Source organism: Vibrio sp. Vb2880 (assembly GCF_033337975.1).
GTDB classification, from domain to species: Bacteria; Pseudomonadota; Gammaproteobacteria; order Enterobacterales; family Vibrionaceae; genus Vibrio; species Vibrio alginolyticus.
Genome location: NZ_JAWORT010000004.1, coordinates 264,513 through 287,731 on the forward strand (window position 1 = coordinate 264,513; position 23,219 = coordinate 287,731).

Sequence of the window (23,219 nt, forward strand, 5' to 3'; positions counted from 1 at the left end):
ATTAGACAAGTTTAGTTGTTTTGCGGCTTTAACGCTTTGTTAAAGCTGCGACCTTTGATCTCAAGCATTTCCAGCGTGGCGGCGTCGTACTCAACTTTCAGGACGCTATTGTTGTACAGAATTTTCAATTCATACACCCAAGCATCATCATCTTCTTCAAGCTCGACCTTGATGATGCGGCCGTATAGGTCGTTTTCTACTGCGGCGTAAAGTTCCGAAAATGGTCGTATATATCCTTGTTGAACCGCGCGGTAGACCTCATCTTGATCTTCATCGAACTCGATGCGTGTTCCTGGCTTTTCGACATCTTGCACGATGGCGTGGCCATTTTGTGATGTGTACTCGTTGTCATGCTTGGCAAAACTTGGTGCACACATGAATGTCGCAATAAGGCCGAAAAGTAACGCAGAATGTAGAGAAGTCGTTGCTTTATACATAGTCAAACCTTTTCTGGAGCGTTAGCCGCAGTATATCGGATATAGATGAACCGAGAGTGAATCAGCTAATTAAGTTTTGCCATGTGTTGTGGATGTTATTTCAACTCATCTTCAAAAATTTTATCTCGCAGCTTCCAAAAGCGACCAGATTTTCTAGCAATAACAAACTGAGGCAAACGGAAACGATGTTGATTAGCGACAACGCGTGTCGGTGAAGCCTCTTCAAAAGGGCGATGCTTGTCTGCTAAGTGGGGGCGTACGAACTGATCTTTAAACGTTTGTTTTTGTTTTTTGGTACTCAATGACCAAAACTCATGAACTAACGCATTGCCTTCGCCTTGGTATGGTTCACCAGAATACGTCACTTTTAGCTGAGATTTACCATCACTGGACTTAAATACAGATAGGTCCATTTCTGTGCATTCAAAGATTAATGCATCTTTGAGATTAAGGGCTTCTTTTAGCTTTTTATCTGGGTCTACGAGCGTCGCGTCACACTCATGACAAATTCGTGCAGCGATATCGTTGTCCGCACCACATTCACCGCAGTATTTGGCACGAAAACGGTAGCCACAGTGTTCACGTTCGCCTGTGTCTTCATCTTCAAAGTAACCTTGGCAACGTCTGCCAAAATGTTCAACCAAGAAACCGTTACTATCCAACTTACCCCAGAAATTGTTATTGAATCCGCAAGCCGGGCAAGGAATCGTGATAATTTCACTGTCAGAGTCTGGTTTGGGATCACCGACTTCAGGTTGGTATAAATCGTAGCTGTTGCCTGCGTAATCAAGCACTAAACATTCTGATTTTCCGTCTGATAAGCGTAATCCTCGTCCTACTATCTGTTGGTACAGACTGACTGACTCTGTTGGTCGCAAAATCGCGATTAAATCGACATGCGGCGCATCAAACCCGGTTGTCAGTACCGAAACATTGACTAAGTATTTTATTTGACGATTCTTGAACGCTTGGATGATCGCATCGCGCTCCGGCGTAGGTGTATCACCAATGACGATTTCAGTTTCGCCTTCTGGCAATAAACCGTGTATCTCCTGTGCGTGTCGAACAGTTGCAGCGAAGATCATGACACCTTGACGCTCTTTCGCATATTGCATGATTTGCTCAACAATTTGTGGAGTCGCACGTTTGGCTTTATCGATCACCATGTCCATTTCTGCTTCTTTGTAGCGTCCGGTGTTAGCGGGCTTCAGCTGAGAGAAGTCGTAAGACAAAACGGGCGCATCCATCATGCGGGCTGGAGTGAGGAAGTTTTCGTCGAGCAAGTAACGGATCGGCAGTTCGAAAATACAATCGCGGAAGAATCGAGGCTCTTCGGTTCGCACTTGACCTCGGGTGTGATACTGATAAATCCAGCCCATTCCTAAACGATAGGGCGTTGCAGTTAGTCCCAGCACCTTAATGCCAGGGTTCAGTTCTCGTAAGTGAGTAATAACTTTTTGGTAGCTGCTGTTTTTGTCATCTGGCACACGATGGCACTCATCAATAACGAGCAGAGAAAACTGGTTTTTGAACGAATCTAAGTTACGTACGACCGATTGAACCGAAGCAAACACGACTTGCTGGTCAGTTTCTTTTCGTCCCAATCCTGCTGAGAAGATAGAACCTTTTAAACCATAACCTTCATACTTCGCGTGGTTTTGCTCGACCAGTTCTTTTACGTGGGCGAGGACTAACACTCGTCCTTTTGCAAGGCGAGCAAGTTCTGCGATCACCAAGCTTTTTCCTGCACCGGTTGGCAGCACGATCACTGCTGGTGTCGAGTGTTTACGAAAGTAATGAATAACGGCTTTAACCGAGTCGGCTTGATAAGGACGAAGTGTGTACATGAAAATATGTGAAATTGCTCAACTATTCGAACGAGGAACGCTATAATACCTGACTTTTATACCCAAGTGACCTTTAAACCGAGATTTAGAGATCACTTGGGTATAATTCAATGAGGTATTCATGCGTTTAGATAAATATTTGTGTGACGCTCTGGGTGCAACACGCAAACAGGCAACAAAGATCATCAAAAGTGGAGACATCACCGTAGACGGTGAGGTTCAAAAAAGTGGTGCACTTAAAGTACCTGAAGGTGCGGAAGTGATGTGGGAAGACCGTGTTATTGGTGCTCCTGGTCCTCGTTACATTATGTTGTATAAGCCTGCTGACTTTGTTTGTTCACATGAAGATGGCTACAACCAAACTGCATTCGCATTGCTTGATGAGCCTAAAATTGAAAACCTTCACTTTGCGGGCCGATTAGATGTCGACACAACTGGTTTAGTGTTGATTACGGATGATGGTAAGTGGTCTCACCGTATTACCTCACCTAAGCATAAGTGTGAGAAAACGTACCGTGTTTGGCTCGTCGATGCTATTCAGCCAGATTACGCGGAAAAGCTCGAACAAGGCATCATTTTGCGCAATGAATCAGAAGCAACATTGCCTGCTCGTTTGGAAATCGTGAACGAGGCCGAGAATGAAGTATTGTTAACTATCGTGGAAGGTAAGTATCACCAAGTGAAACGTATGTTCGCGGCGTTAGGAAATAAAGTTGAGTACTTACATCGTGAGCGTATTGGTTCTATCGAACTTGATGAGGCACTAGAACCAGGTGATTATCGCTACCTCACGCAAGAAGAAATTGATTCTATTTGGAATTAATTGTCGGCATGGGAAATTCTTTAGTTCCTAATAGGAACTAGTCTTTTGGTAGGAATTGGCTCAAAATAAATTTTCCTACCAAAATTAGTGCCTAGACAATTCCGGTGTGCTTACTCATCTCAGTGATATGCCTTTGCATTTAGCTGAGGCATGCATACTCTTATTGCAAAGCCTTCGGCTACGGTGAATGGAATGATGGTGTCAACGCCATCATTTTTACTGCATTGTGTTTGTTTCCCATAAACACATTTCGCTTTCACATGCTTTTCTATGTCGAGTTCGTCAAGGTCACACCTTGGTACATATTTGTCCTTATGATTCTCGAACGTTGGATAGAACAGGTTTTTGGCTTCTACATTCAGCGATATGAGAACTGTCCGTTATTTTCACTTTGTTCTGCAAGTATTGACGGTAGGGCTCCAACAAGAGGTAAAAGAATGACAGAAAAAGCTCAAAGTGCTCCGCAATCCCAAATCAGTTTTCTATTGTTTCTGGTACTAGGAGCGATTGGTGCTTTGACGCCTTTGGCGATCGATATGTATTTGCCTGCGATGCCGACAATTGCGAAAGATTTGGGGGTCGCGCCTGGCGCGGTTCAGATTACGTTGACGGCTTATACGGCGGGTTTTGCGATCGGCCAGTTAATTCACGGGCCGCTTGCCGATAGCTTTGGTCGCAGACCTGTGTTGATTTTAGGCGTACTTTTCTTCGGCTTGGCTGCTGTTGTGAGTGCGACAACAAATGGCATTGATGCGCTGACCTATGTACGTACGGCACAAGGTTTTGCTGGCGCGGCAGCGGCGGTCATTATCCAAGCTGTCGTGCGTGACATGTTTGACCGTGAAGACTTTGCACGCGCAATGTCCTTCGTTACTCTGGTCATTACTATTGCGCCGTTGGTGGCACCGATGATCGGTGGCCATCTCGCGATTTGGTTTGGTTGGCGTTCCATTTTTTGGGTACTAGCTATTTTCGCTGTAGTTGTGATTTTTCTCGTACTTTGGAAAATCCCTGAAACGTTACAGCCTGAAAATCGTCAGCCTCTTCGTTTCCGCACGACGCTGAGAAACTACGCCAGATTATGCTCCAATCCTGAAGCGATCGGTTTGATGCTCTCAGGTGCGTTTTCATTTTCCGGAATGTTTGCATTTTTGACGGCGGGTTCTTTTGTTTATATTGATTTATATGGTGTTCGACCAGACCACTTTGGTTACCTATTTGGTTTGAACATTGTGGCGATGATCATCATGACCAGTATTAATGGTCGCTTGGTGAAGAAAGTTGGTTCCCATGCCATGCTTCGTTTTGGGTTGTTCGTGCAACTTTTGGCGGGGATTGGTTTATTCGTAAGTTGGTTAATGGACTTCGGATTATGGGGCATTGTACCTTTTGTTGTGCTGTTTATCGGTACATTGTCGACGATAGGTAGTAACGCGATGGCGCTGCTTTTAAGTGGTTACCCATCAATGGCGGGTACGGCGTCGTCTCTAGCGGGGACATTAAGATTCGGTATCGGTTCATTGGTTGGTGCGCTGGTGGCATCACTGCCCGGGAATGTTGCTTGGCCGATGATCATCGTAATGTTTGCTTGTTCTGTGCTTTCAGCACTGTTTTATTGGACTTTAGGAAGAAAGGCGTAATGTCGAATTACACCAAAGAAATTCAAAACTTGGTTAACTCAGCACTTGAAGAGTTAGATCAAGAGCATCGCTCAGGTAAGTTAGCCAATGCCCCTGTTGCGAATAACCATTATTTAGTGCGTTGGGTAACAAAGGCGCTAAAATCACAACGTTTCGGACGTACGGTAGGCGATGACTTAACGCGTTGGCAAAAAGCAGGTCGCTCAAAGGGGAACGATGCTGGTTTGTTGTTTATCTTTAAACGTATTTCTTCTTTTTATGCGCAATTCTTCCCTGAAGGTGAAGACTCCAAAGTGTTCAAAGATTCAGATATTGAGTCTTTTCTTGATTTGATGGAGCAAGCAGGCTGGGAAGTCTCAACATCTGAGCAACTGATTGGGTGCGGCAAAGTACAAATCTTCACTGAAGGTCAAAACTCTTTAGCGTTATGTGCAGACCAATGCGAAAGCTGTTTTGATGGCGAGTTGCTCGTAAAGCCAATGAGTTGGTTTGTGCGTGGCAATCATGCTGAGTTTGTTGAGAAAGCAGCGCAAGCGGGCTTTATGGTTCATAAGGTAACAGACTACAAATCGATGGTGAAATACCATGGCGAGTACCTTATTTTTCCAGCAAACGAAGGCAACCAGTTAGCCGAAATTCCACTCTCGTTCAAAGCTGACTAAAGTGACATTTTGAGTGTTTAGAAGCCCCTGTTATTGGGGCTTTTTGTTTTCTAAACGGTTTGCTTCTTTCGCGATGGCTTTGACCATGCCTTTAAATATGAAAAGATGGGCTGGCATCATTGCAAACCAATAAAGCAGCCCAAGAAACCCTTGCGGGTGCCACCAGGCGGTAATATCCAGCTCTCGTTCGTCACCGAGATCTTTGATGGTAATTTCTAAACGCCCAAGGCCTGGGCCTTTCATACCAAAAAACAGTGAAAGAAACTGATTATTATCGCAGCGAATCACTTTCCAAGAGTCAATAAAATCACCGACTTTAAGCTCTGGTCCAGGAGGAGAAACGCGAATCGGTTTTCCGCCACCAAAAAAGATATCGAGCCATTCACGTGTACGCCACAAGATGTTGGCAAAGTAATAGCCTTTTTCGCGACTCCCGATCTTTTGCGCCACTTTCCATAATGCCGCAGCGGAGGCATGAGTTTTAATGCTCGCTCCAGCTTGTTTTGGGTAATAGCCATATCCTGGTTGCCATCGACGAAGCGCTGCGGGTTCAAACCCCCAGACATTACTGCGTACAAATGTGCCTTCATCTTGAATGGTATCAGTTACCGCTTGCTCGTAGCTGATCAGCGTTTGAGGAAATCGTTCTTCAATCGCTTTGGAGTTTGCAATGTAGTCGTGCTCTAAGCCCGCAAGTAATGCTTTACCGATACTAGTTGGCACTGAGGTAACTAAACCTAGCCAGTACGATGCCATTTTCGGAGTAAGTAGCGGGGTCGACCACAGTCGATACGGCTTGTTCGTGATTCGGCAAATGACTTTGAACTGTTCGCGGTAGCTAAGTGTATCTGGCCCACCAACTTCATAAATTTGACTTTCTTCTGGAGAGGGGGCTTCTGCTAACTTCAACAAATAGTGGTTGAGATTGGGCAAGGCAATAGGGTTCGCTTTTGAGTCGACCCATTTAGGCGCGATCAAAATAGGTAAGTTGTAGACAAAGTCACGCATGATTTCGAAAGCAGCAGAGCCGGGGCCGATGATAACGCCTGCACGCAATTCAGTTACTGGAATACCAGACTGTCGAATTATTTTTCCCGTGGCTTTACGAGCGGCTAAATGGCGAGAGTTTCCGGTTTGAGGTTGAATAGCGCTCAAATAGATAACATGCTCGACGGAGCTTTGTTCCAACGCATATTTGAAGTTCAAAGCAAGGTTTAGTTCGTACTCAACAAAGTCATCACCTTGAGCCATCCCGTGCACGAGAAAAAAGACTAAATCAAAATCGTTCACTACAGCCTTCGTGGTCTCTGCGTCAGCCAAGTCGAGATACCTTAACGTTAAATTAGGGTGAGGCTGAGTTCTTGACTCTAAATAATCAATATGTCGCGCCGCTGCTGTGACGGCGTAACCTTTATCTAAAAGTAACGGAAGAAGTTGAGAGCCAATGTAACCCGAGGCGCCTAGCACCAACACCTTTTTCATTATCTGTCCTTTTATCGTTGGTGGAATAAACACCACAGAGTATAATCATGAGACACTTTCCCCATTCTATCAATAAGTTGTCGTTGGAGCGCTTGTGACTTTTCTTTCTCAACTCTCAATACACGCAGATAAAGCATTCTTACGTCGTTTATTTGCAATCGCGTTACCAATTACACTGCAAAGCATGATGTTTTCTAGCAGAAGCCTCGTCGATGTTCTTATGCTTGGTCAACTTGGTGAAGCTGAAATTGCCGCTGTTGGAGTTGCTGCGCGCGCGACTTTCGTCACCACCATCATGTTAGTTGGGGTGACAACGGGCGGTGCGTTGTTAACCGCTCAATATTGGGGGGCTGGCGATAAAGTTGGGGTGCGTCGCAGTACCGCTTTAACATGGATGATCGCAATGATGTTTGCTGCGATTGCTGTTGCTTTGTTTGTTGTTTTTCCACAACTCATCATGAGCTTGACTACCGATTCACAAGAAGTGATTGAGCTAGGGGCCAGCTATCTCATTATTTCGTCGGTTAGCATGTTTGCTGTTGCATGTGTGGCCAGTATGTCGGTGGGCCTAAGGGCGATGCACCAACCAGGCCTAAGCACTTTTTTTAGTGGTATAGGCATTTTATCTAATGTGTTTCTTAACTGGGTTTTAATTTTTGGTCAATTAGGCTTTCCTGCTCTGGGTATTACGGGAGCAGCGATCGCAACGGTAATCAGTGGCGCGATCGAAGTAGGTTGCTTGTTTGGTTATCTATGGTTGAAAAAGCACATAATCGCATTTGGTTGGGATGATATACGCGCAGGATTGGTCTTAGATAAAATTACGCGTTTCTTGAGCCTCTCTTTGCCCACCACATTTAACTTCTTGGCGTGGGCTGGTGGGCTGTTTGCTTATCACGCCATCATGGGGCAAGCAGGTGTACAAGGTTTGGCGGCACTTTCCGTAATGACACCTGTTGAGTCGATCGCATTGGCGATGATGATTGGTTTATCGAATGCGGCTGCAGTTCTAGTCGGGAACCAGCTCGGCGCTCGTAATTTTGAACCCGTTTATTATCAAGCATGGGCTACGGTCATTTTGAATGTGCTTATCGCATTTGTGGTCGCCGTCTTGTTGATAGTGTCAAATCAATGGATCCTTAATGCGTTTAGTGCACTGACAACGGACACTCGCGAGCTAGCTGAACAGTTTATGGTGATTCTAGCGTTGGGTGTCGTGCTACGCTCGGTGCCGATGATGGCGATTGTTGGTGTATTACGTGCGGGCGGTGATGTTAAGTTTTGTTTGTATCAAGACATCTTGGCGCAGTGGGTGATCGGGATTCCACTCGCAGCATTTGCAGCGATTTATCTCAATTGGGACCCACAATGGGTTTACTTACTCTTTTTGACAGAAGAAGTTGTGAAGTGGGTGATTTGCTTGCCAAGAATGGTTAGCCGAAAATGGATGAAAAACCTGATTGGCCAGTAAGGAGGAACAGAGTTTATTTTGGCTGCAAAAATCTGCTCAAAACGTCAACAAAATTAGCAACAGAAAGTGAATCGAGTTGCATTTGTACTTCCATAGTGTGATCAAGCATTCAAAATACTTTCTACTAACAGGATTTTAGTGTAGATTCTGATCCCAATTTTTAAACACCATCCGAGCGGCATAATCAATGTTAAAACTGTCAGACCTATGTAAAGGCTATGTAGACGGGGGAGAGTTTCACCCTGTATTACAAGGGGCAGAATTAACATTGCAGCAAGGCGACCAAGTTGCTCTGATGGGAGAAAGTGGTTCGGGTAAAAGTACTCTGCTGAATTTAATCGCCGGATTAGATACTGCCGACTCTGGTGAAGTGCAGTTTCCAAATTTTGCTATGCATGAAGCACCGGAGCATTTAAGAACCCTTTATCGCCGTAACAATATTGGGAATATCTTCCAACAATTCAACCTGCTTCCTACACTTAATATTGCCGACAATATTCGTTTTTGTCGTCAGTTAAAAGGTCTGCCGGAAGATAAAGAGTTGTGGCGTCAAATTCTTTCTGCTTTGGACTTAATGCCATTGCTAGGACGTTATCCGGAAGAGGCGTCTGGTGGTCAGCAACAACGTGCGGCGATTGCTCGTGCACTCTATATGGAGCCAAAAATCCTGCTTGCTGATGAGCCAACTGGTAGCCTAGACGAGCGAAACGCAGAAGCAGTAATGCGCTTACTAACGAGCCTCGCTCGCCAACTGGAGTGTACTTTGCTGTTAGTGACGCACAGTGAAAAAGTGGCCGCCCATATGGAAGGAAAGATTCGACTTCAAGGAGGGCAGCTACATGTTATGGCCCGTAGTTAAGGCACTACTCGGTCATTACCGTCGTTACCCTCTACAAATTATTCTTGTCTGGCTGGGATTAACTTTAGGCGTGTCCCTCCTTGTTGGTGTTACTTCTATCAACCAGCATGCAAAACAAAGTTATGCTACTGGGGAAAAGCTTTTCTCCAATCCTTTGCCATACCGAATCCGAACGAAGCACTCTGCCAATAAAATTCCTCAAGGTTTCTATATTCAGTTACGTCGAGCTGGGTTCAACCAATGTGCACCGTTTGACGTGCTTCATCTAGATGCCAAGACCGATATGAGCCTGATGTTGGTGGGGATAGATCCTGTCGCGATGATCCCACTACAACAAGGAAAATCGCTAGGTGAGATGCCTGTTTTATCACTAATGAAGCCTCCTTATCCTATTCTTGTTAGTCAAGATTTGGCCGCTTACATGAGTTGGCAGGATGGGGACTTCATTGAGATGAATGACGGAAGCCGTCTTGGGCCTATTCAAGTAGATAAGGACAAGATGCTTTCGGGTACTCGGCTGGTTACTGATATATCGTTGTTGCGTATGCTCAAGCGGAGCTCAGGTTTGTCTGCGATTTCTTGTGGTGAAATGCCAGAGGAAAAGCTAATAGCACTGAAAAACATGCTGCCAAACGGAATGACGCTCGTTAGGAATACGCGTACAGAGCTTGAGTCGCTAACTAACGCATTCCATATGAATCTCACCGCGATGGGAATGCTGTCGTTTTTGGTCGGGTTGTTTATTTTTTATCAAGCGATGTCTCTGTCTTTCATCCAGCGACAACGTTTGGTAGGTATTTTGAGACAGACTGGTGTTAACGGAACACAGTTAGCGCAAGCCTTATTGCTAGAGTTGTCTTTGCTCGTCTTTATTGCGTGGGCGTGTGGTAACTTTTTTGGCTTGATCTTAGCGAATGAACTTATCCCAGCAGTGTCTTCGAGCCTGAGTGATTTGTATGATGCCAACGTAGGCTTAACCATAGGATGGTCATGGCAATCTAGCTTATACAGTCTAATCATGGCAGCGATGGGTGCGTTGATATCGTGTCTGTGGCCATTAATCCGTTTGCTGAAGTCACAACCAATCCGCCTTTCTTCTCGACTGTCGCTAATGCGATTTGCTGGAAGAGAGTTCTCTTGGCAGGCGCTTGCGGCATGTGCGTTTTGTGTCGCTGCAATAGCGGTATATCAGGCGCCGAAAACACAAGAAACCGGTTTTGCTATTATTGCGCTGATGTTGGTTAGTGTGGCGTTGTTTATGCCATTTATTATGTGGCATATGTTCCAAAGTTTTTCTTATACCATGCGATGGGTTCGTGTCCGTTGGTTTTTTGCTGATGCAGCAGCCAGCATGAGCTATCGCGGTGTGGCTACGATGGCGTTTATGTTAGCGCTGGCGGCAAACATTGGTGTAGAAACAATGGTCGGAAGCTTTCGAGATACAACCGATAAGTGGCTAAATCAGCGATTAGCGGCTGATGTGTACATCTATCCGACCAACAATTCAGCCGCTAGGATGAGCGCATGGCTCCAGAATCAGCCAGAGGTGAACTCGGTTTGGTGGCGCTGGGAAAAAGATATGCCGACCGAGCATGGTGCTCTGCAAGTTGTGAGTACGGGCTCTTCTGAAGGTGAGTTAGACTCACTTACCGTCAAGTTAGGTGTCCCAAATTACTGGTATCAACTGCACGCTACCAAGAGCTTAATGGTCAGTGAGTCGATGGCCTTGAAGCTGGATATCCGCCCTGGCGATTTCATTAACTTGCAAGAACCGCTTGGTGGTGATTGGCAAGTCGTAGGCGTTTACTACGATTATGGAAACCCATATAACCAGGTGATGATGTCGCACCGGAATTGGCTGTATGCATTTGCAGGTACGGGTAATGTTGGTCTTGGCGTAGTATTAAAAGATAACGTCAATGGAGAAGGGCTGAAAAATCGCTTAGAGAATGTATTCCGTCTTCCGCAAGATCGTGTGTTTGATAACGGTAATATTTATAGCCAAGCAATGAGAGTGTTTGATCATACCTTTGCTATAGCAGGAACCTTGGGCAATATCACGCTGATTATTGCCGTGTTTGGTTTATTCTTTGCGACGTTGGCAGGAGAACTTTCACGGCAGCGGCATTTTTCCTTATTAAGGTGCATGGGTGTGTCCGGAAAAGAACTTGTCGTATTAGGTGGTTTGCAGCTATTCGTCTTCGGAGCCATTTCTGCGATTATTGCAGTGCCGCTCGGCTTGGCGCTCGCACATTTGATCGTTGATATTATCATTAAGCAATCATTTGGCTGGTCTCTAGAGCTTCAAACGATTCCATGGGAGTATGCTCAAACCATTGCTTGGGCGATGCTTGCCATCATGGTTGCTGGCGCATTGCCAGTTATTAGAATGATCAAAAGTACACCGATGAAGTCATTAAGGGACGCGTTGTAATGAAAAAAATGGGCTCTAAAAAACGCTTGTTGGTTTCAACGCTCATTGTTGTTACGTTCGCTTTTCTGACTGGGGCTGCTTTTTACTCAACTTTTTGGTTAGAGGCGACAGCAACACGAGAAAGCGAACTTGATTCTATCTTAACGCTTGAAAATCAAACGATTTTCGAGCCTGTACTACCTAATGAGCATGTCTCTTTACCCTCAGACTTTCGCTTTCATCCCGAGTATCAGCATGAATGGTGGCACTACTTTGCGAAGCTAAAAGATGAGCAAGGCAAGATCTACAATGTTCAATGGAGCTATTTCAGGGTTGCGACGGACGAGCGAGAAACCAGCGGTTGGCAGAACCCTCAATTGTACATTTCACATGTTGTCGTCAGTCATGGCTCGCATGTATGGAAAGAGCAACGGGTAGCTAGAGGTGGGATAGGCCAAGCTGGTATGATCAATCGTCCTTTCAGGTTATGGATTGATAATTGGACTTGGCGATCACTCGGTGCGACGCCTTTCCCGGGCAACTTGAATGTGAATACTGATACGTTTGGACTTGAGCTCAATACCATGACAAGCGGCCCCTTTGTGGTGAATGGAGACAAAGGCTTCCAAGTTAAACATGCGTTGCAATCTGTTGCTTCTTTTAGCTTCAGTGCTCCATTTTTAAAAGTAAAAGGCAGCTTAAGCTTAAATGGTAAGCGATTCTCAGTGACGGGTTCTGCATGGGCGCAAAAAGAATGGGGCAGCGGCTTAATTGGTGAGGGGCAACAAGGCTGGGATTGGTTTGTTTTCAATTTAGATGATGGTCGAGCATTAACTGTTAGCCGTTATCGTCACCATGGGCAAACACCGCACGTATTTGGCACGTTGTCGACACGCTCAGGTAAAGTCATCAACCTCTCAGACGATGATATCAGTATTAAACCAATGCAAGTGACCAGTTTATCCAATGGAAGAAGGTTACCTTTGCAGTGGATTATCAATATTCCGAAGCATCAAATTAATTTGACTACCCGCATTATCAAGTCAGATATGTGGCTACCCTTTGTAATACCTTACTGGGAAGGGCCTACTTTAGCTTCCGGCTCCAATGAGGCTTGGGGCTTTATGCAGCTGACAGGCTATTGAGTTGTGAAGAAAACCACCCCCTACGGGTGGTTTTTTGGTGCGCGAAGCTTCCTAGCTTTTTCTCAAAAGTACGGGGTTATCATGATGGTACAAGCCGTGTTATGCTGATTTTCTCATCATCTTGATAAATATTTGGTGCGACAAGTACAAATACGATCTCCGATCAAAATTGAGTGTCATGTTGGAAAATACGATGTATAGTAAACTTAACATCGAAAAAACCGAAGTTTATACTCTGAAGAAGCGATTATTCTAAAGTTTTCGACAGCTATACACTCTTATCACTCTTTGTTAATCGTTTATTAAGATAATAAATATAAGGACGAAACCATGAACGATGTCATTCGTGACTTTTTCAAAATGGAATCAGCAGGTGGTATTCTTCTCGTAATTGCAGCGGCAATTGCGATGACCATTGCTAACTCACCGCTGGGCGAAACTTATCAATCTGTACTGCATACTTATGTATTCGGTATGTCAGTTTCTCACTGGATTAATGACGGCCTAATGGCTGTTTTCTTCTTACTTATTGGCCTTGAAGTGAAGCGAGAGCTACTTGAAGGAGCGCTAAAATCAAAAGAAACCGCAATTTTCCCTGCGATTGCAGCGGTTGGTGGTATGTTAGCCCCTGCTCTTATTTACGTTGCGTTTAATGCTAACGACCCAGAGGCGGTTTCTGGCTGGGCCATTCCAGCTGCGACGGATATTGCATTTGCTCTAGGTATCATGGCGCTACTAGGTAAGCGTGTACCAGTAAGCCTTAAAGTATTTTTGTTAGCTCTCGCTATCATCGACGATTTAGGCGTGGTTGTTATTATTGCACTGTTTTACACAGGTGATCTTTCTAGCATGGCGCTGCTTGTTGGCTTCATCATGACTGGTGTCCTGTTCATGTTGAATGCGAAGGAAGTGACGAAACTGACGCCATACATGATAGTCGGCGCGATCTTATGGTTTGCGGTACTTAAATCTGGTGTTCACGCAACACTTGCAGGCGTAGTGATCGGCTTTGCTATTCCTCTTAAGGGTAAACAGGGCGAACATTCCCCACTTAAGCACATGGAGCATGCACTTCATCCATACGTGGCATTTGGTATCTTACCTCTATTCGCATTTGCAAATGCGGGGATTTCGCTAGAAGGCGTATCGATGTCAGGCCTAACTTCAATGCTGCCATTAGGTATTGCTTTGGGGCTACTGGTTGGTAAGCCTCTAGGTATCTTCACCTTTAGTTGGGCTGCTGTGAAAATGGGTGTAGCTAAGCTACCGGAAGGCATTAACTTCAAGCATATCTTTGCGGTATCTGTGTTGTGTGGTATCGGTTTTACAATGTCTATATTCATTTCCTCTTTAGCGTTTGGAAATGTAAGCCCTGAGTTTGATACCTATGCTCGACTAGGTATCTTAATGGGCTCGACGACAGCCGCGTTACTTGGCTACGCGTTACTGCACTTTTCTTTGCCTAAGAAAGCGCAAGCGTAAGATACACACTGTTTAGTAAAGCCTCCCATTCGGGAGGCTTTTTTATGTCTGCAGATCGGCACATCAACCACTTCAGGCTGGTTACTTTTGTGACCAACTAAGGTCTAGCTTATGGAGTTGGGGCAAATCATCGAAAGAGGCGCTTGGCAAATCTATAGGCGAAAAAAAGCCCAGCCGAAAATTTGACTGGGCGGATACAAACATAGGAGTTAATAAGAAAAAAGCAGCAACGTAACAATTGGATGGAAACAAGTTTGACGGCCAGTGAAACTTCAAATGCCCTAACTGTTACGTATATTCAGACCGAGCCTTTTCCAAACAGTTCCATTTTTTTTCAAAAAATTTCTACTTAATGCTTTCTAGCTTCTTACACACCCGAAAGTAATAGAAAAATCGAGATGGATTACCAACTTGGTGAAGTGACTAACTTCGGTGTTTCTCATTTTATATCCCCTAGAACCGAAGATGTATTTCATACTCTCGTCGCTTACTCCGAGCCGTCAAGGCTATTGTTAGCGTTTCAATTGCGATGGTCTGAGAAATTTGATCGTTTTCTTCTGACAAGCTTCACTGGAGTATTCGATTGAATTTCAAAAGATTAGATCACACCTTTTACTGTCTGGTCAGACCAATTGGTTAAAGTGTGATGTTAATCATTTGTTAATCTTAAGTTTCGGGAGTATATTTTCAAACAGTTGTTTAATACGAGTGATTAAAATGGCCCCGAGAACATCAACAAAAGAAAAAATACTCGATGTCGCAGAAGGACTCTTTGCTGAACATGGCTTTAATGATACTTCGCTAAGAACGATAACAGGTAAAGCTAACGTTAACTTAGCATCGGTAAACTATCACTTTGGCGATAAAAAAACGCTGGTTAGAGCGGTTTTAGATAGGTATTTAGAAGCACTAATGCCGAGCATTAAGACTTCATTAATTGAGTTAAACACGCGCGATAGCTACAACATGGACGATGTCTTTGAGTCATTGCGATTACCTTTACGTACATTAAATGATGTACGCCCAAATGGTACTGCGCTATTTATGTTGTTAATTGGCCGCGGTTATACAGACGTTCAAGGTCATCTACGCTTGTTCATTACCACCAGATACGAAGAGGTACTGAACCTTTTCACTTTCTCGATAATGAAGGCGAACCCGGAACTATGTGAAGAACAGTTGTTTTGGCGACTGCACTTCACGTTAGGAACCTGTGTATTTACGATGGCTTCAAGCCAAGCTCTTTCGGAGCTGGCAGAAAGTAAGTTTGAAAAGGAAGTCGATGTGAAATCTGTCGTCGATTTACTGATTCCATATTTGTCAGCAGGAATGTCAGCAAAGCAGTTGGCATAAGACAAATAAGAAAGTTAAACCAATAATAAGATTATACCCCGAGCGGTTACGTGAACAAAAGGATCTGAACTATGAGCTCTCTACGAAGAAAATGGATTAGTGACCCGGCTTTTAAAGTGTTCAAAAAAGTATTGCCACCTCTGTCTAGCACCGAGAAAGAGGCGATGGAAGCGGGTAGTGTATGGTGGGATGCCGAACTATTCTCAGGCAAGCCAAACTTCACAACATTGCATCATTATCCAACGCCTACACTGACGGCAGAAGAGCAGTCATTTATGGATAATGAGCTTGAAACTCTGCTAGAAATGCTTGATGACCAGAAGATTGTCAAAGAAGACAGGGATTTACCGCCTGAAGTATGGGAGTACCTACGTAAAGAGCGATTTTTCTCTTTGATCATCTCGAAAGCATATGGTGGTCGTGAATTTTCCGCTTTGGCGAACTCAACCATTGTTTCTCGTATTGCGACTCGAAGTATCAGTACCGCGGTATCGGTAATGGTACCGAACTCTCTTGGTCCTGGTGAGCTGCTATCGCACTATGGTACGCAAGAGCAAAAAGATTACTGGTTGCCTCGTTTAGCTGATGGTACAGACATCCCTTGTTTCGCCCTAACTGGCCCTGAAGCGGGTTCTGATGCGGGTGGCATACCTGATCAAGGCGTGGTTTGTTACGGCACCCATGAAGGCAAAGAAGTGCTTGGCGTGCGAGTTAGTTGGAATAAACGCTACATCACGCTTGCGCCAGTTGCGACAGTGCTCGGGTTAGCATTTAAACTGCAGGATCCTGAAGGGCTACTTGGTGACAAGAAAGAGGTTGGCATTACATGTGCGTTGGTTCCCGCTGACCATGAAGGTGTCGAGATAGGCGAACGCCATGATCCTCTGGGGTCTGCGTTTATGAATGGTCCTACTCGTGGTGAAGATGTCTTCATCCCTATGGACTGGTTGATCGGTGGCGCTGATTATGCAGGTAAAGGTTGGCGTATGCTGGTTGAGTGTCTTTCTGCTGGTCGCGGTATCTCTCTCCCAGCGCTTGGCACAGCGATTGGTCACCTTACTACACGTACAACAGGTGCTTATGCTTACGTGCGTAAACAGTTTGGAATGTCGATCGGTAAGTTTGAAGGTGTTGCAGAAGCAATGGGGCGCATTGGTGGTCTTACTTACCTACTAGAAGCGACGCGTACGCTAACGACGACTTCTCTCGATATGAAAGAAAAACCTGGGATTGTAACCGCGATTGCCAAGTACCACATGACGGAAATCGCGCGTACCATTCTAAATGATTCGTTTGATATCCATGCGGGTCGTGCGATTCAAGATGGCCCAATGAACTATCTTGCTAAACATTACCTTGGTATCCCGGTTGCTATCACCGTTGAAGGCGCGAATATCCTGACTCGTAACCTGATGATTTTTGGTCAAGGTGCGACTCGATGTCACCCATATGTTCTAAAAGAAATGGAAGCCGCGGCGAATCCAGATTCTGAACAAGGTGCGAAAGAATTTGACAACTTACTCTTTAAACACATCAAGCACGCGCTCGGTAATACATTCGGTGCATTTGGTGCAGCACTAACTGGTTCTCGATTTGTTAACGCGCACATGAGTGGCCCAACGCAGCAATACTACAAAGACATTACTCGTCTCAGTCGTGCACTTGCAGTAAGTGCAGACTTTGCGATGTTAACCTTAGGTGGAGACTTGAAGCGTAAAGAAATGATCTCCGCACGTTTGGGTGATGGATTAAGCTATCTATACATGGCATCTGCTGCCTTGAAAAAGTATGAAGATGAAGGCCGTCAACAAGGCGATCTAGACTTCGTTCATTACGCTGTTCAACACTGTTTGTATAACGCTTCTAAGTCATTAAATGAGGCTTACACCAACTTCCCTGTGAAATACGTTGGCGGTGTGCTTAAGGGGCTATTGTTCCCGCTTGGTAATCATTTCAATAAGCCAAGTGATGAGCTGTGTGTGAATTTGGCTGAAGCGATGATGACACCAGGCGCGCAACGTGATCGCCTCACGCATCTGTGCTACATCGGAAAATCAGAGGATGACAGCGTAGGCTTAATGGAGAATGCATTCCTTGCAATGTACGACATTAAACCTTTGGAGCGTAAACTTATGAAGGCTGCGAAGGATGGTAAAGTGGCTCGTAAAGGTCTGCTACATGATCGTTTGCAGCAAGCATTTGAAGCAGGCGTGTTAACTGAACAAGAAATTGATCAAATCATGGCTGCAGATAAATTGCGCTACAAGGCGATTCAAGTTGACCACTTTAGTCATGACTTTTCTGAAGTGCGAACTCATAGCCCAAAAAAGTCGCAGTTGAATCCGGCGGCATAATAGACAACTAATGTTAAGAAAAGCACCTCAATGAGGTGCTTTTTTGTATTCTTGGGGAGTGGATGGTGGGATAGTGCTCCAACCACTTGCCTTTTAAGAGCATTTTTACAGAAATTAGATGCGAAATCCCAACGAAACTTTTATCCTAACAAGGTTTTTTAAAGGAAGTTGAATATGATCATCAAACCTAGAATTCGTGGATTTATCTGTACTACAACGCACCCTGTTGGTTGTGAAGCTAACGTAAAAGAACAAATTGCGTACACCAAAGCGCAAGGTCCAATCAAAAACGCACCTAAGCGTGTTCTTGTTGTTGGTGCATCAAGTGGCTACGGTCTATCTTCTCGTATCGCTGCGGCATTTGGTGGCGGTGCATCAACTATCGGTGTTTTCTTCGAAAAAGAAGGTACTGAGAAGAAGCCAGGTACAGCAGGTTTTTACAATGCCGCTGCTTTTGAAAAGCTAGCGCGTGAAGAAGGTCTGTACGCAAAAAGCTTAAACGGCGACGCTTTCTCAAATGAAGCGAAACAGAAAACTATCGAGCTGATCAAAGAAGACTTAGGTCAAATCGATATGGTGGTTTACTCACTGGCATCTCCAGTACGTAAAATGCCAGAAACTGGTGAATTAGTTCGTTCATCTCTTAAACCTATCGGTGAAACTTACACATCAACGGCTGTTGATACCAACAAAGATGTGATCATCGAAGCTAGCGTTGAGCCTGCAACAGAAGAAGAAATCAAAGACACTGTCACGGTAATGGGCGGTGAAGATTGGGAACTTTGGATCAATGCGTTGTCTGATGCTGGTGTTCTTGCTGAAGGTTGTAAGACCGTCGCGTACAGCTACATTGGTACTGAGCTAACTTGGCCAATTTATTGGGATGGTGCACTAGGTAAAGCAAAAATGGACCTAGACCGTGCAGCGAAAGCGCTAAACGACAAGTTAGCAGCAACAGGCGGCAGTGCCAATGTTGCGGTACTTAAATCTGTTGTAACTCAGGCGAGTTCTGCAATTCCTGTTATGCCACTGTACATCGCAATGGTATTCAAGAAAATGCGCGAAGAAGGTGTACACGAAGGCTGTATGGAACAAATCTACCGTATGTTCAGCCAACGTCTATACAAAGAAGACGGTAGCGCGGCAGAAGTTGATGAGATGAACCGCCTACGTCTGGATGACTGGGAACTTCGTGACGACATTCAGCAGCACTGCCGTGAGCTATGGCCTCAAATTACGACTGAGAACCTAAAAGAGCTGACTGACTACGTTGAGTACAAAGAAGAGTTCTTGAAACTATTTGGTTTCGGCGTTGAAGGCGTAGATTACGAAGCGGATGTGAATCCAGCAGTTGAAGCAGACTTCATTCAAATCTAATCGAATCACAGACTAGATAACCAATAAACAAAAGGCGCTCATTGAGCGCCTTTTTGTATTTCATAGTCAAAGTGAGTATTAACTTAGTATTATCAGAATCGTACCAGCTAGCGTCATTAAAATATTCGCAATCGCATAGGTACCCGCATAACCAAGGGCTGGGATGGTGGACTTAGCGTAGTCGTTAACGACATCCATAGCCGGAGCGCAAGTACGGGCGCCAATAATGGCACCGAAGAGCAGGGCACGGTTCATCTTGAGTACGTGTGCGCCAACTAAGTAAGCCAGAACTACAGGCACAACACTGACAATAAATGCCAAACCAATGACTTTTGGTCCTACTTGCGTTAGGTGCTCGAACATCTTTCCACCTGCACTTAGACCAATTCCGACCATAAAGAACATTAACCCTAGATCTTTGACCATATTCAGCGCCCCTTGTGGGACATAACCGAAAGTAGGGTGATTTGCTCGTAAGAAACCAAGCGTAATACCGGACAACAGAAGACCCACCGCATTACCCAAACTGAAAGACACCTGACCGAACGTCATTGTGATGAGGCCAAACAGAATACCCAAAATAAAGAAGCTACAAAAAGCGAGCAAATCGGCCATTTGACTGTGGATCGAGATGAAACCGATTTTTTCCGCCAGTCCATGTACTCGGCTTTTCTCGCCGCTCACTTGAAGGACGTCCCCTTTAGCGAGCACAATGTCTAAGTCCATAGGCATTTCAATCTGAGCGCGAACTACGCGGTTTAAGAAACAGCCAAACTCAGACAAATTCAAATCCGATAAACGCTTACCAGCGATTGCGTCACTTTTTACGACGATTTCTTCTTCAACGATGCGTAAATCAAGCAAGTTACGGTCGAATACTTCTTTACCATTACGGAAGCTAGGGTCTAAGCGAGCATGGCTGTCAGGGAAGCCAACCAGTGCAATTTCATCTCCCTCTTGCAAGATAGCATCACCATCTGGGTGGGCGAGAATACCATTTCGGCGGATTCGTTCAATGTAACAGCCAGTTTGACGATAAATACCCAGTTCTCGTAAGTTTTTACCATCAGTCCAGTCAATTAGCTCTGGGCCCACTCGGTAAGCTCGAATAATGGGTAAATACACTTTTCTCTGGCTTGAATTTCCAAGGCCACGCTCTTGTGCGATTTGCTGCGCGGAATCAGAAAGGTTTTGTTTTTGCAGTTTTGGCAACAATTTAGCAAACATGATCATGCTAATTAAGCCGACCAGATAAGCCATCGCGTAGCCTACGGATAGATTTTCTAATACCAGAGAAAATTCCATATTCCGCGGTATAGTCGCAAGGCCAGAGTTAAGAGCATCTTGTGCACCAACCAGTACTGGCGTTGCGGTCAATGCGCCTGCCATCATACCGGCGGATAAGCCAAAATCGAGGCCGAAATAGTGACTCAAGCCATACGTTAAGCTGACCGCAGACACGAGAACAGTCATGCTTAAAATAAAATAATGCTTACCATCTCTGAAGAATATACCAAAAAAGTTTGGTCCAGCTTCAATGCCAACGCAGTAGATAAACAGCATAAAGCCAATGGTTAAAGCTTCTGCATTAAATGAGAAACCAAGGTGGCCCATTACCAAAGAGGTAATAAGAACGCCAATAGAGTTGCCTAATTGTAATTTGCCAAATCGAATTTTTCCGATGGCAAGGCCAATGGCTAATACGACGAAGATTAGAAGGATAGGGTTTTGCTCGAGAAGGTATACGACGTCTATGTTCACTGTGTGGCTCGGTAGAGTGTGTGCCAAAAAAGATTAAGAACTGTGAATTGTAACTAAATATAGCAAAAAGATAAGTGAATTTTTTTAGGTTTTACCATTAGTTGACTTAACGTAATAACCAGCTGAAAAATAATAAAAAAGCCGCATGAAGCGGCTTTTTTGAAAACAGTCTTTATTACTCGTCAAATAGACCTAGGTGCTCTTTCGCGTATGCTTCGAACTCGTCGCAGCCACCGATGTGCTCTTGGTCGATAAAGATCTGAGGAACGGTTTCAACTGGTTTACCAACTGTTTTCTCAAGATCTGCTTTAGAAATACCTTCAGCGTGAATATCAACGTAACGGTAGTTGAAGTCATCACGTTTTGCTTTTAGCGTTTCTGCGTGCTCTTTTGCACGAACACAGAAAGGACATGCAGGGCGACCAAAGATAACAACGAACATAATCTTATTTCTCCTAAATCTATTCTTTTTTGAAAGCGTACAAAACATAGCGGCTGAGTGCGCTTTCTTTTGTTGGAGTAACTATGCCCGATCCAGATACGGAAATAAAGCGGCAATTACCTCTTGGTTCTATAGGTGAAATCTATCGAATAAAAACTAAACGCACGTGCTTATTTTACGACTCTGAAGTATGTGAAGTGACGCATAAAAAACATACATTCTAAAGGGTTAATGATGGCAAGGTGGAATTGGTCAATTTTTTTTGTTTAAAAAAATAGCAATCTATTTTGGCTATACGCAAATAACTTCAACTCTTACATAAGTGTTAAATCAGAGGGCGAGAGGTTATTTGGGTATATTCTTTTGGGAGGGTGTGTATGTTTCAGTTTATGACTGCAACAAGGATTATATTTGGTGAAGGTGCACTTCAATCTTCATTATCCGTTATTAACCAATTTGGCTACAGTGTTTTGCTGGTTACTGGGCAGGATACCCAACGAGCCGCCCCCATTATCCAATATCTTAAAGCTCAAAATATGCGTTACCAGCACGTAGCTATCGTTGGTGAACCATACATCACGATGGTAGAAGAGACCGCAGTGCTCGGTAGAAAATTCCAACCTGATATGGTGGTTGCGATAGGTGGTGGCAGCGTCATCGATATGGGCAAAGCCTTAGCTGCCATTATTCCCAATCAAGGCAATGTTTACGATTACGTAGAAGTGGTAGGAAGAAGCGTCCCTTTAAAAGCAAAGCCTCTTCATTTTATTGCAATTCCTACGACAGCAAGCACCGGTTCAGAAGTGACCAGAAATGCTGTGCTGAAATCTGGACAAGATAAAGTGAAAGTGAGTCTTCGAAGCCCTGATATGCTCGCAGACGTTGCCATTGTAGACCCGACACTTACTTACGGGACCGACCAATACACATCTGGACGTGGCGCAATGGATGCGTTCACTCATTTAATGGAAGCGTATGTGTGTGGTGAGCCAAACCCTCTTACTGATATGGTCTGCGAAGAGGGGCTACGCCGTTTAAGCCGTTCAGTGATTGCCGCTTGTAAGCAAGATAATCATAAGGCGCGCTCTGATTTATCGTTCGCTGCATTGCTTGGTGGTATGGCGATTACTAATGCCAAATTAGGTGCCGCTCATGGGTTAGCATCGGCGTTAGGAGGCAAGTTAGACGCCCCCCATAGCGTTATTACGGCTCGCCTAGCTCCGCACGTGATGCAGGAGAACATTAACGCCGCTAAACTCGCGGGTAGGAATGATGTGATAAGTCGTTATCGCAAGCTGGCCCAATTAGTCACTGAGCGAGTAAACGCGAACGAACACGATGGAATTCTTTGGGTAAATATGGTGCTAGATAAGTTAGCGTTACCGCTACTGGCTCAATTTGGAGTATGCCAAACCTCTTTTGAGCAAGTGGCGAATGATGCGCTTAAATCGATGGCAATCAAAGGGAATCCTTTACCCCTGAATCAGGAACGTTTGATTTACATATTGCAGCAAGTCTGTGATTGTAGCGGAGAGTGCGCAGCTGAGAGTGCACAACATGTCAGTTCTGTTGAAGTACTGGAATCAAGAACGGACTTATCGAGTGTCAACGACTTAGGGTGATTGCTCCCTTAGCAGCATTAAAACAAAAGGGGAGCCTTGAGCTCCCCTA

The 23,219-nt window shown here is 44.7% G+C and carries 17 protein-coding genes; 12 read left to right on the top strand and 5 right to left on the bottom strand.

What is annotated here, in order from left to right:
• Nucleotides 1-11: 11 nt before the first annotated feature.
• Together R7M92_RS06815 and R7M92_RS06820 are read right to left on the bottom strand one after the other, a co-directional pair.
• Entirely contained in the window at nt 12-377 is a 366-nt protein-coding gene (locus tag R7M92_RS06815) for a PepSY domain-containing protein (protein ID WP_372036143.1), read from the bottom strand.
• 155 nt (nt 378-532) lie between these two features.
• Nucleotides 533-2,284: a DEAD/DEAH box helicase gene (locus tag R7M92_RS06820; RefSeq protein WP_065274390.1), complete on the bottom strand. Its 1,752-nt coding sequence runs from the start codon at nt 2,282-2,284 to the stop codon at nt 533-535.
• Between the two features lie 121 nt (nt 2,285-2,405).
• Between R7M92_RS06820 and rsuA the strand changes: the two genes are divergently transcribed.
• From rsuA to R7M92_RS06835, 3 genes are all read left to right on the top strand, one after another.
• On the top strand, nt 2,406-3,107 hold the full coding sequence (gene rsuA, locus R7M92_RS06825; RefSeq protein WP_064368069.1) for a 16S rRNA pseudouridine(516) synthase RsuA: 702 nt from the start codon (nt 2,406-2,408) through the stop codon (nt 3,105-3,107).
• Nucleotides 3,108-3,544: 437 nt separating this feature from the next.
• On the top strand, nt 3,545-4,747 hold the full coding sequence (locus R7M92_RS06830) for a Bcr/CflA family multidrug efflux MFS transporter (protein ID WP_017820848.1): 1,203 nt from the start codon (nt 3,545-3,547) through the stop codon (nt 4,745-4,747).
• The gene (locus R7M92_RS06835) at nt 4,747-5,409 is read left to right on the top strand and encodes a DUF2913 family protein (protein WP_017820847.1); all 663 of its coding nucleotides are present in this window, start codon (nt 4,747-4,749) and stop codon (nt 5,407-5,409) included. The genes R7M92_RS06830 and R7M92_RS06835 overlap by 1 nt, the downstream gene beginning before the upstream one ends.
• Nucleotides 5,410-5,439: 30 nt before the next feature.
• Here R7M92_RS06835 and R7M92_RS06840 read toward each other — a convergent pair whose 3' ends face one another.
• Nucleotides 5,440-6,891 carry a DUF2867 domain-containing protein gene (locus R7M92_RS06840; RefSeq protein WP_065274393.1) on the bottom strand — a complete coding sequence of 484 codons (1,452 nt, stop codon included), beginning with the start codon at nt 6,889-6,891 and terminating at the stop codon, nt 5,440-5,442.
• A 94-nt stretch (nt 6,892-6,985) separates the two neighbouring features.
• Between R7M92_RS06840 and R7M92_RS06845 the strand changes: the two genes are divergently transcribed.
• From R7M92_RS06845 to fabV, 8 genes are all read left to right on the top strand, one after another.
• Nucleotides 6,986-8,362 carry an MATE family efflux transporter gene (locus R7M92_RS06845; RefSeq protein ID WP_172563313.1) on the top strand — a complete coding sequence of 459 codons (1,377 nt, stop codon included), beginning with the start codon at nt 6,986-6,988 and terminating at the stop codon, nt 8,360-8,362.
• 187 nt (nt 8,363-8,549) lie between these two features.
• On the top strand, nt 8,550-9,221 hold the full coding sequence (locus tag R7M92_RS06850; protein WP_005378040.1) for an ABC transporter ATP-binding protein: 672 nt from the start codon (nt 8,550-8,552) through the stop codon (nt 9,219-9,221).
• On the top strand, nt 9,202-11,655 hold the full coding sequence (locus tag R7M92_RS06855) for an ABC transporter permease (protein WP_005378038.1): 2,454 nt from the start codon (nt 9,202-9,204) through the stop codon (nt 11,653-11,655). The genes R7M92_RS06850 and R7M92_RS06855 overlap by 20 nt, the downstream gene beginning before the upstream one ends.
• Nucleotides 11,655-12,779: a lipocalin-like domain-containing protein gene (locus R7M92_RS06860; RefSeq protein ID WP_318132975.1), complete on the top strand. Its 1,125-nt coding sequence runs from the start codon at nt 11,655-11,657 to the stop codon at nt 12,777-12,779. Before R7M92_RS06855 ends, R7M92_RS06860 begins: the two co-directional genes overlap by 1 nt.
• A gap of 330 nt (nt 12,780-13,109) precedes the next feature.
• The gene (gene nhaA, locus R7M92_RS06865) at nt 13,110-14,261 is read left to right on the top strand and encodes a Na+/H+ antiporter NhaA (RefSeq protein WP_005378034.1); all 1,152 of its coding nucleotides are present in this window, start codon (nt 13,110-13,112) and stop codon (nt 14,259-14,261) included.
• A 717-nt stretch (nt 14,262-14,978) separates the two neighbouring features.
• Nucleotides 14,979-15,614: a TetR/AcrR family transcriptional regulator gene (locus R7M92_RS06870; RefSeq protein ID WP_318132977.1), complete on the top strand. Its 636-nt coding sequence runs from the start codon at nt 14,979-14,981 to the stop codon at nt 15,612-15,614.
• Between the two features lie 71 nt (nt 15,615-15,685).
• Nucleotides 15,686-17,968 (top strand): acyl-CoA dehydrogenase, encoded by a 2,283-nt coding sequence (locus R7M92_RS06875; RefSeq protein ID WP_318132980.1) that lies wholly within the window; start codon nt 15,686-15,688, stop codon nt 17,966-17,968.
• Nucleotides 17,969-18,142: 174 nt separating this feature from the next.
• Nucleotides 18,143-19,345 carry an enoyl-ACP reductase FabV gene (gene fabV, locus R7M92_RS06880; RefSeq protein WP_005388648.1) on the top strand — a complete coding sequence of 401 codons (1,203 nt, stop codon included), beginning with the start codon at nt 18,143-18,145 and terminating at the stop codon, nt 19,343-19,345.
• A gap of 78 nt (nt 19,346-19,423) precedes the next feature.
• Here the strand turns inward: fabV and R7M92_RS06885 are convergent, their stop codons facing one another.
• Nucleotides 19,424-21,106: an aspartate:alanine antiporter gene (locus R7M92_RS06885; protein ID WP_005378028.1), complete on the bottom strand. Its 1,683-nt coding sequence runs from the start codon at nt 21,104-21,106 to the stop codon at nt 19,424-19,426.
• Between the two features lie 175 nt (nt 21,107-21,281).
• Nucleotides 21,282-21,548, bottom strand: a complete 267-nt coding sequence (locus R7M92_RS06890; RefSeq protein WP_005378026.1) for a GrxA family glutaredoxin — start codon at nt 21,546-21,548, stop codon at nt 21,282-21,284.
• 377 nt (nt 21,549-21,925) lie between these two features.
• On the opposite strand from R7M92_RS06890, the gene R7M92_RS06895 reads away from it, so the two are divergent.
• Complete coding sequence (locus R7M92_RS06895; RefSeq protein WP_005388646.1) at nt 21,926-23,170, top strand: iron-containing alcohol dehydrogenase; 1,245 nt, start codon at nt 21,926-21,928, stop codon at nt 23,168-23,170.
• Nucleotides 23,171-23,219: the final 49 nt, after the last annotated feature.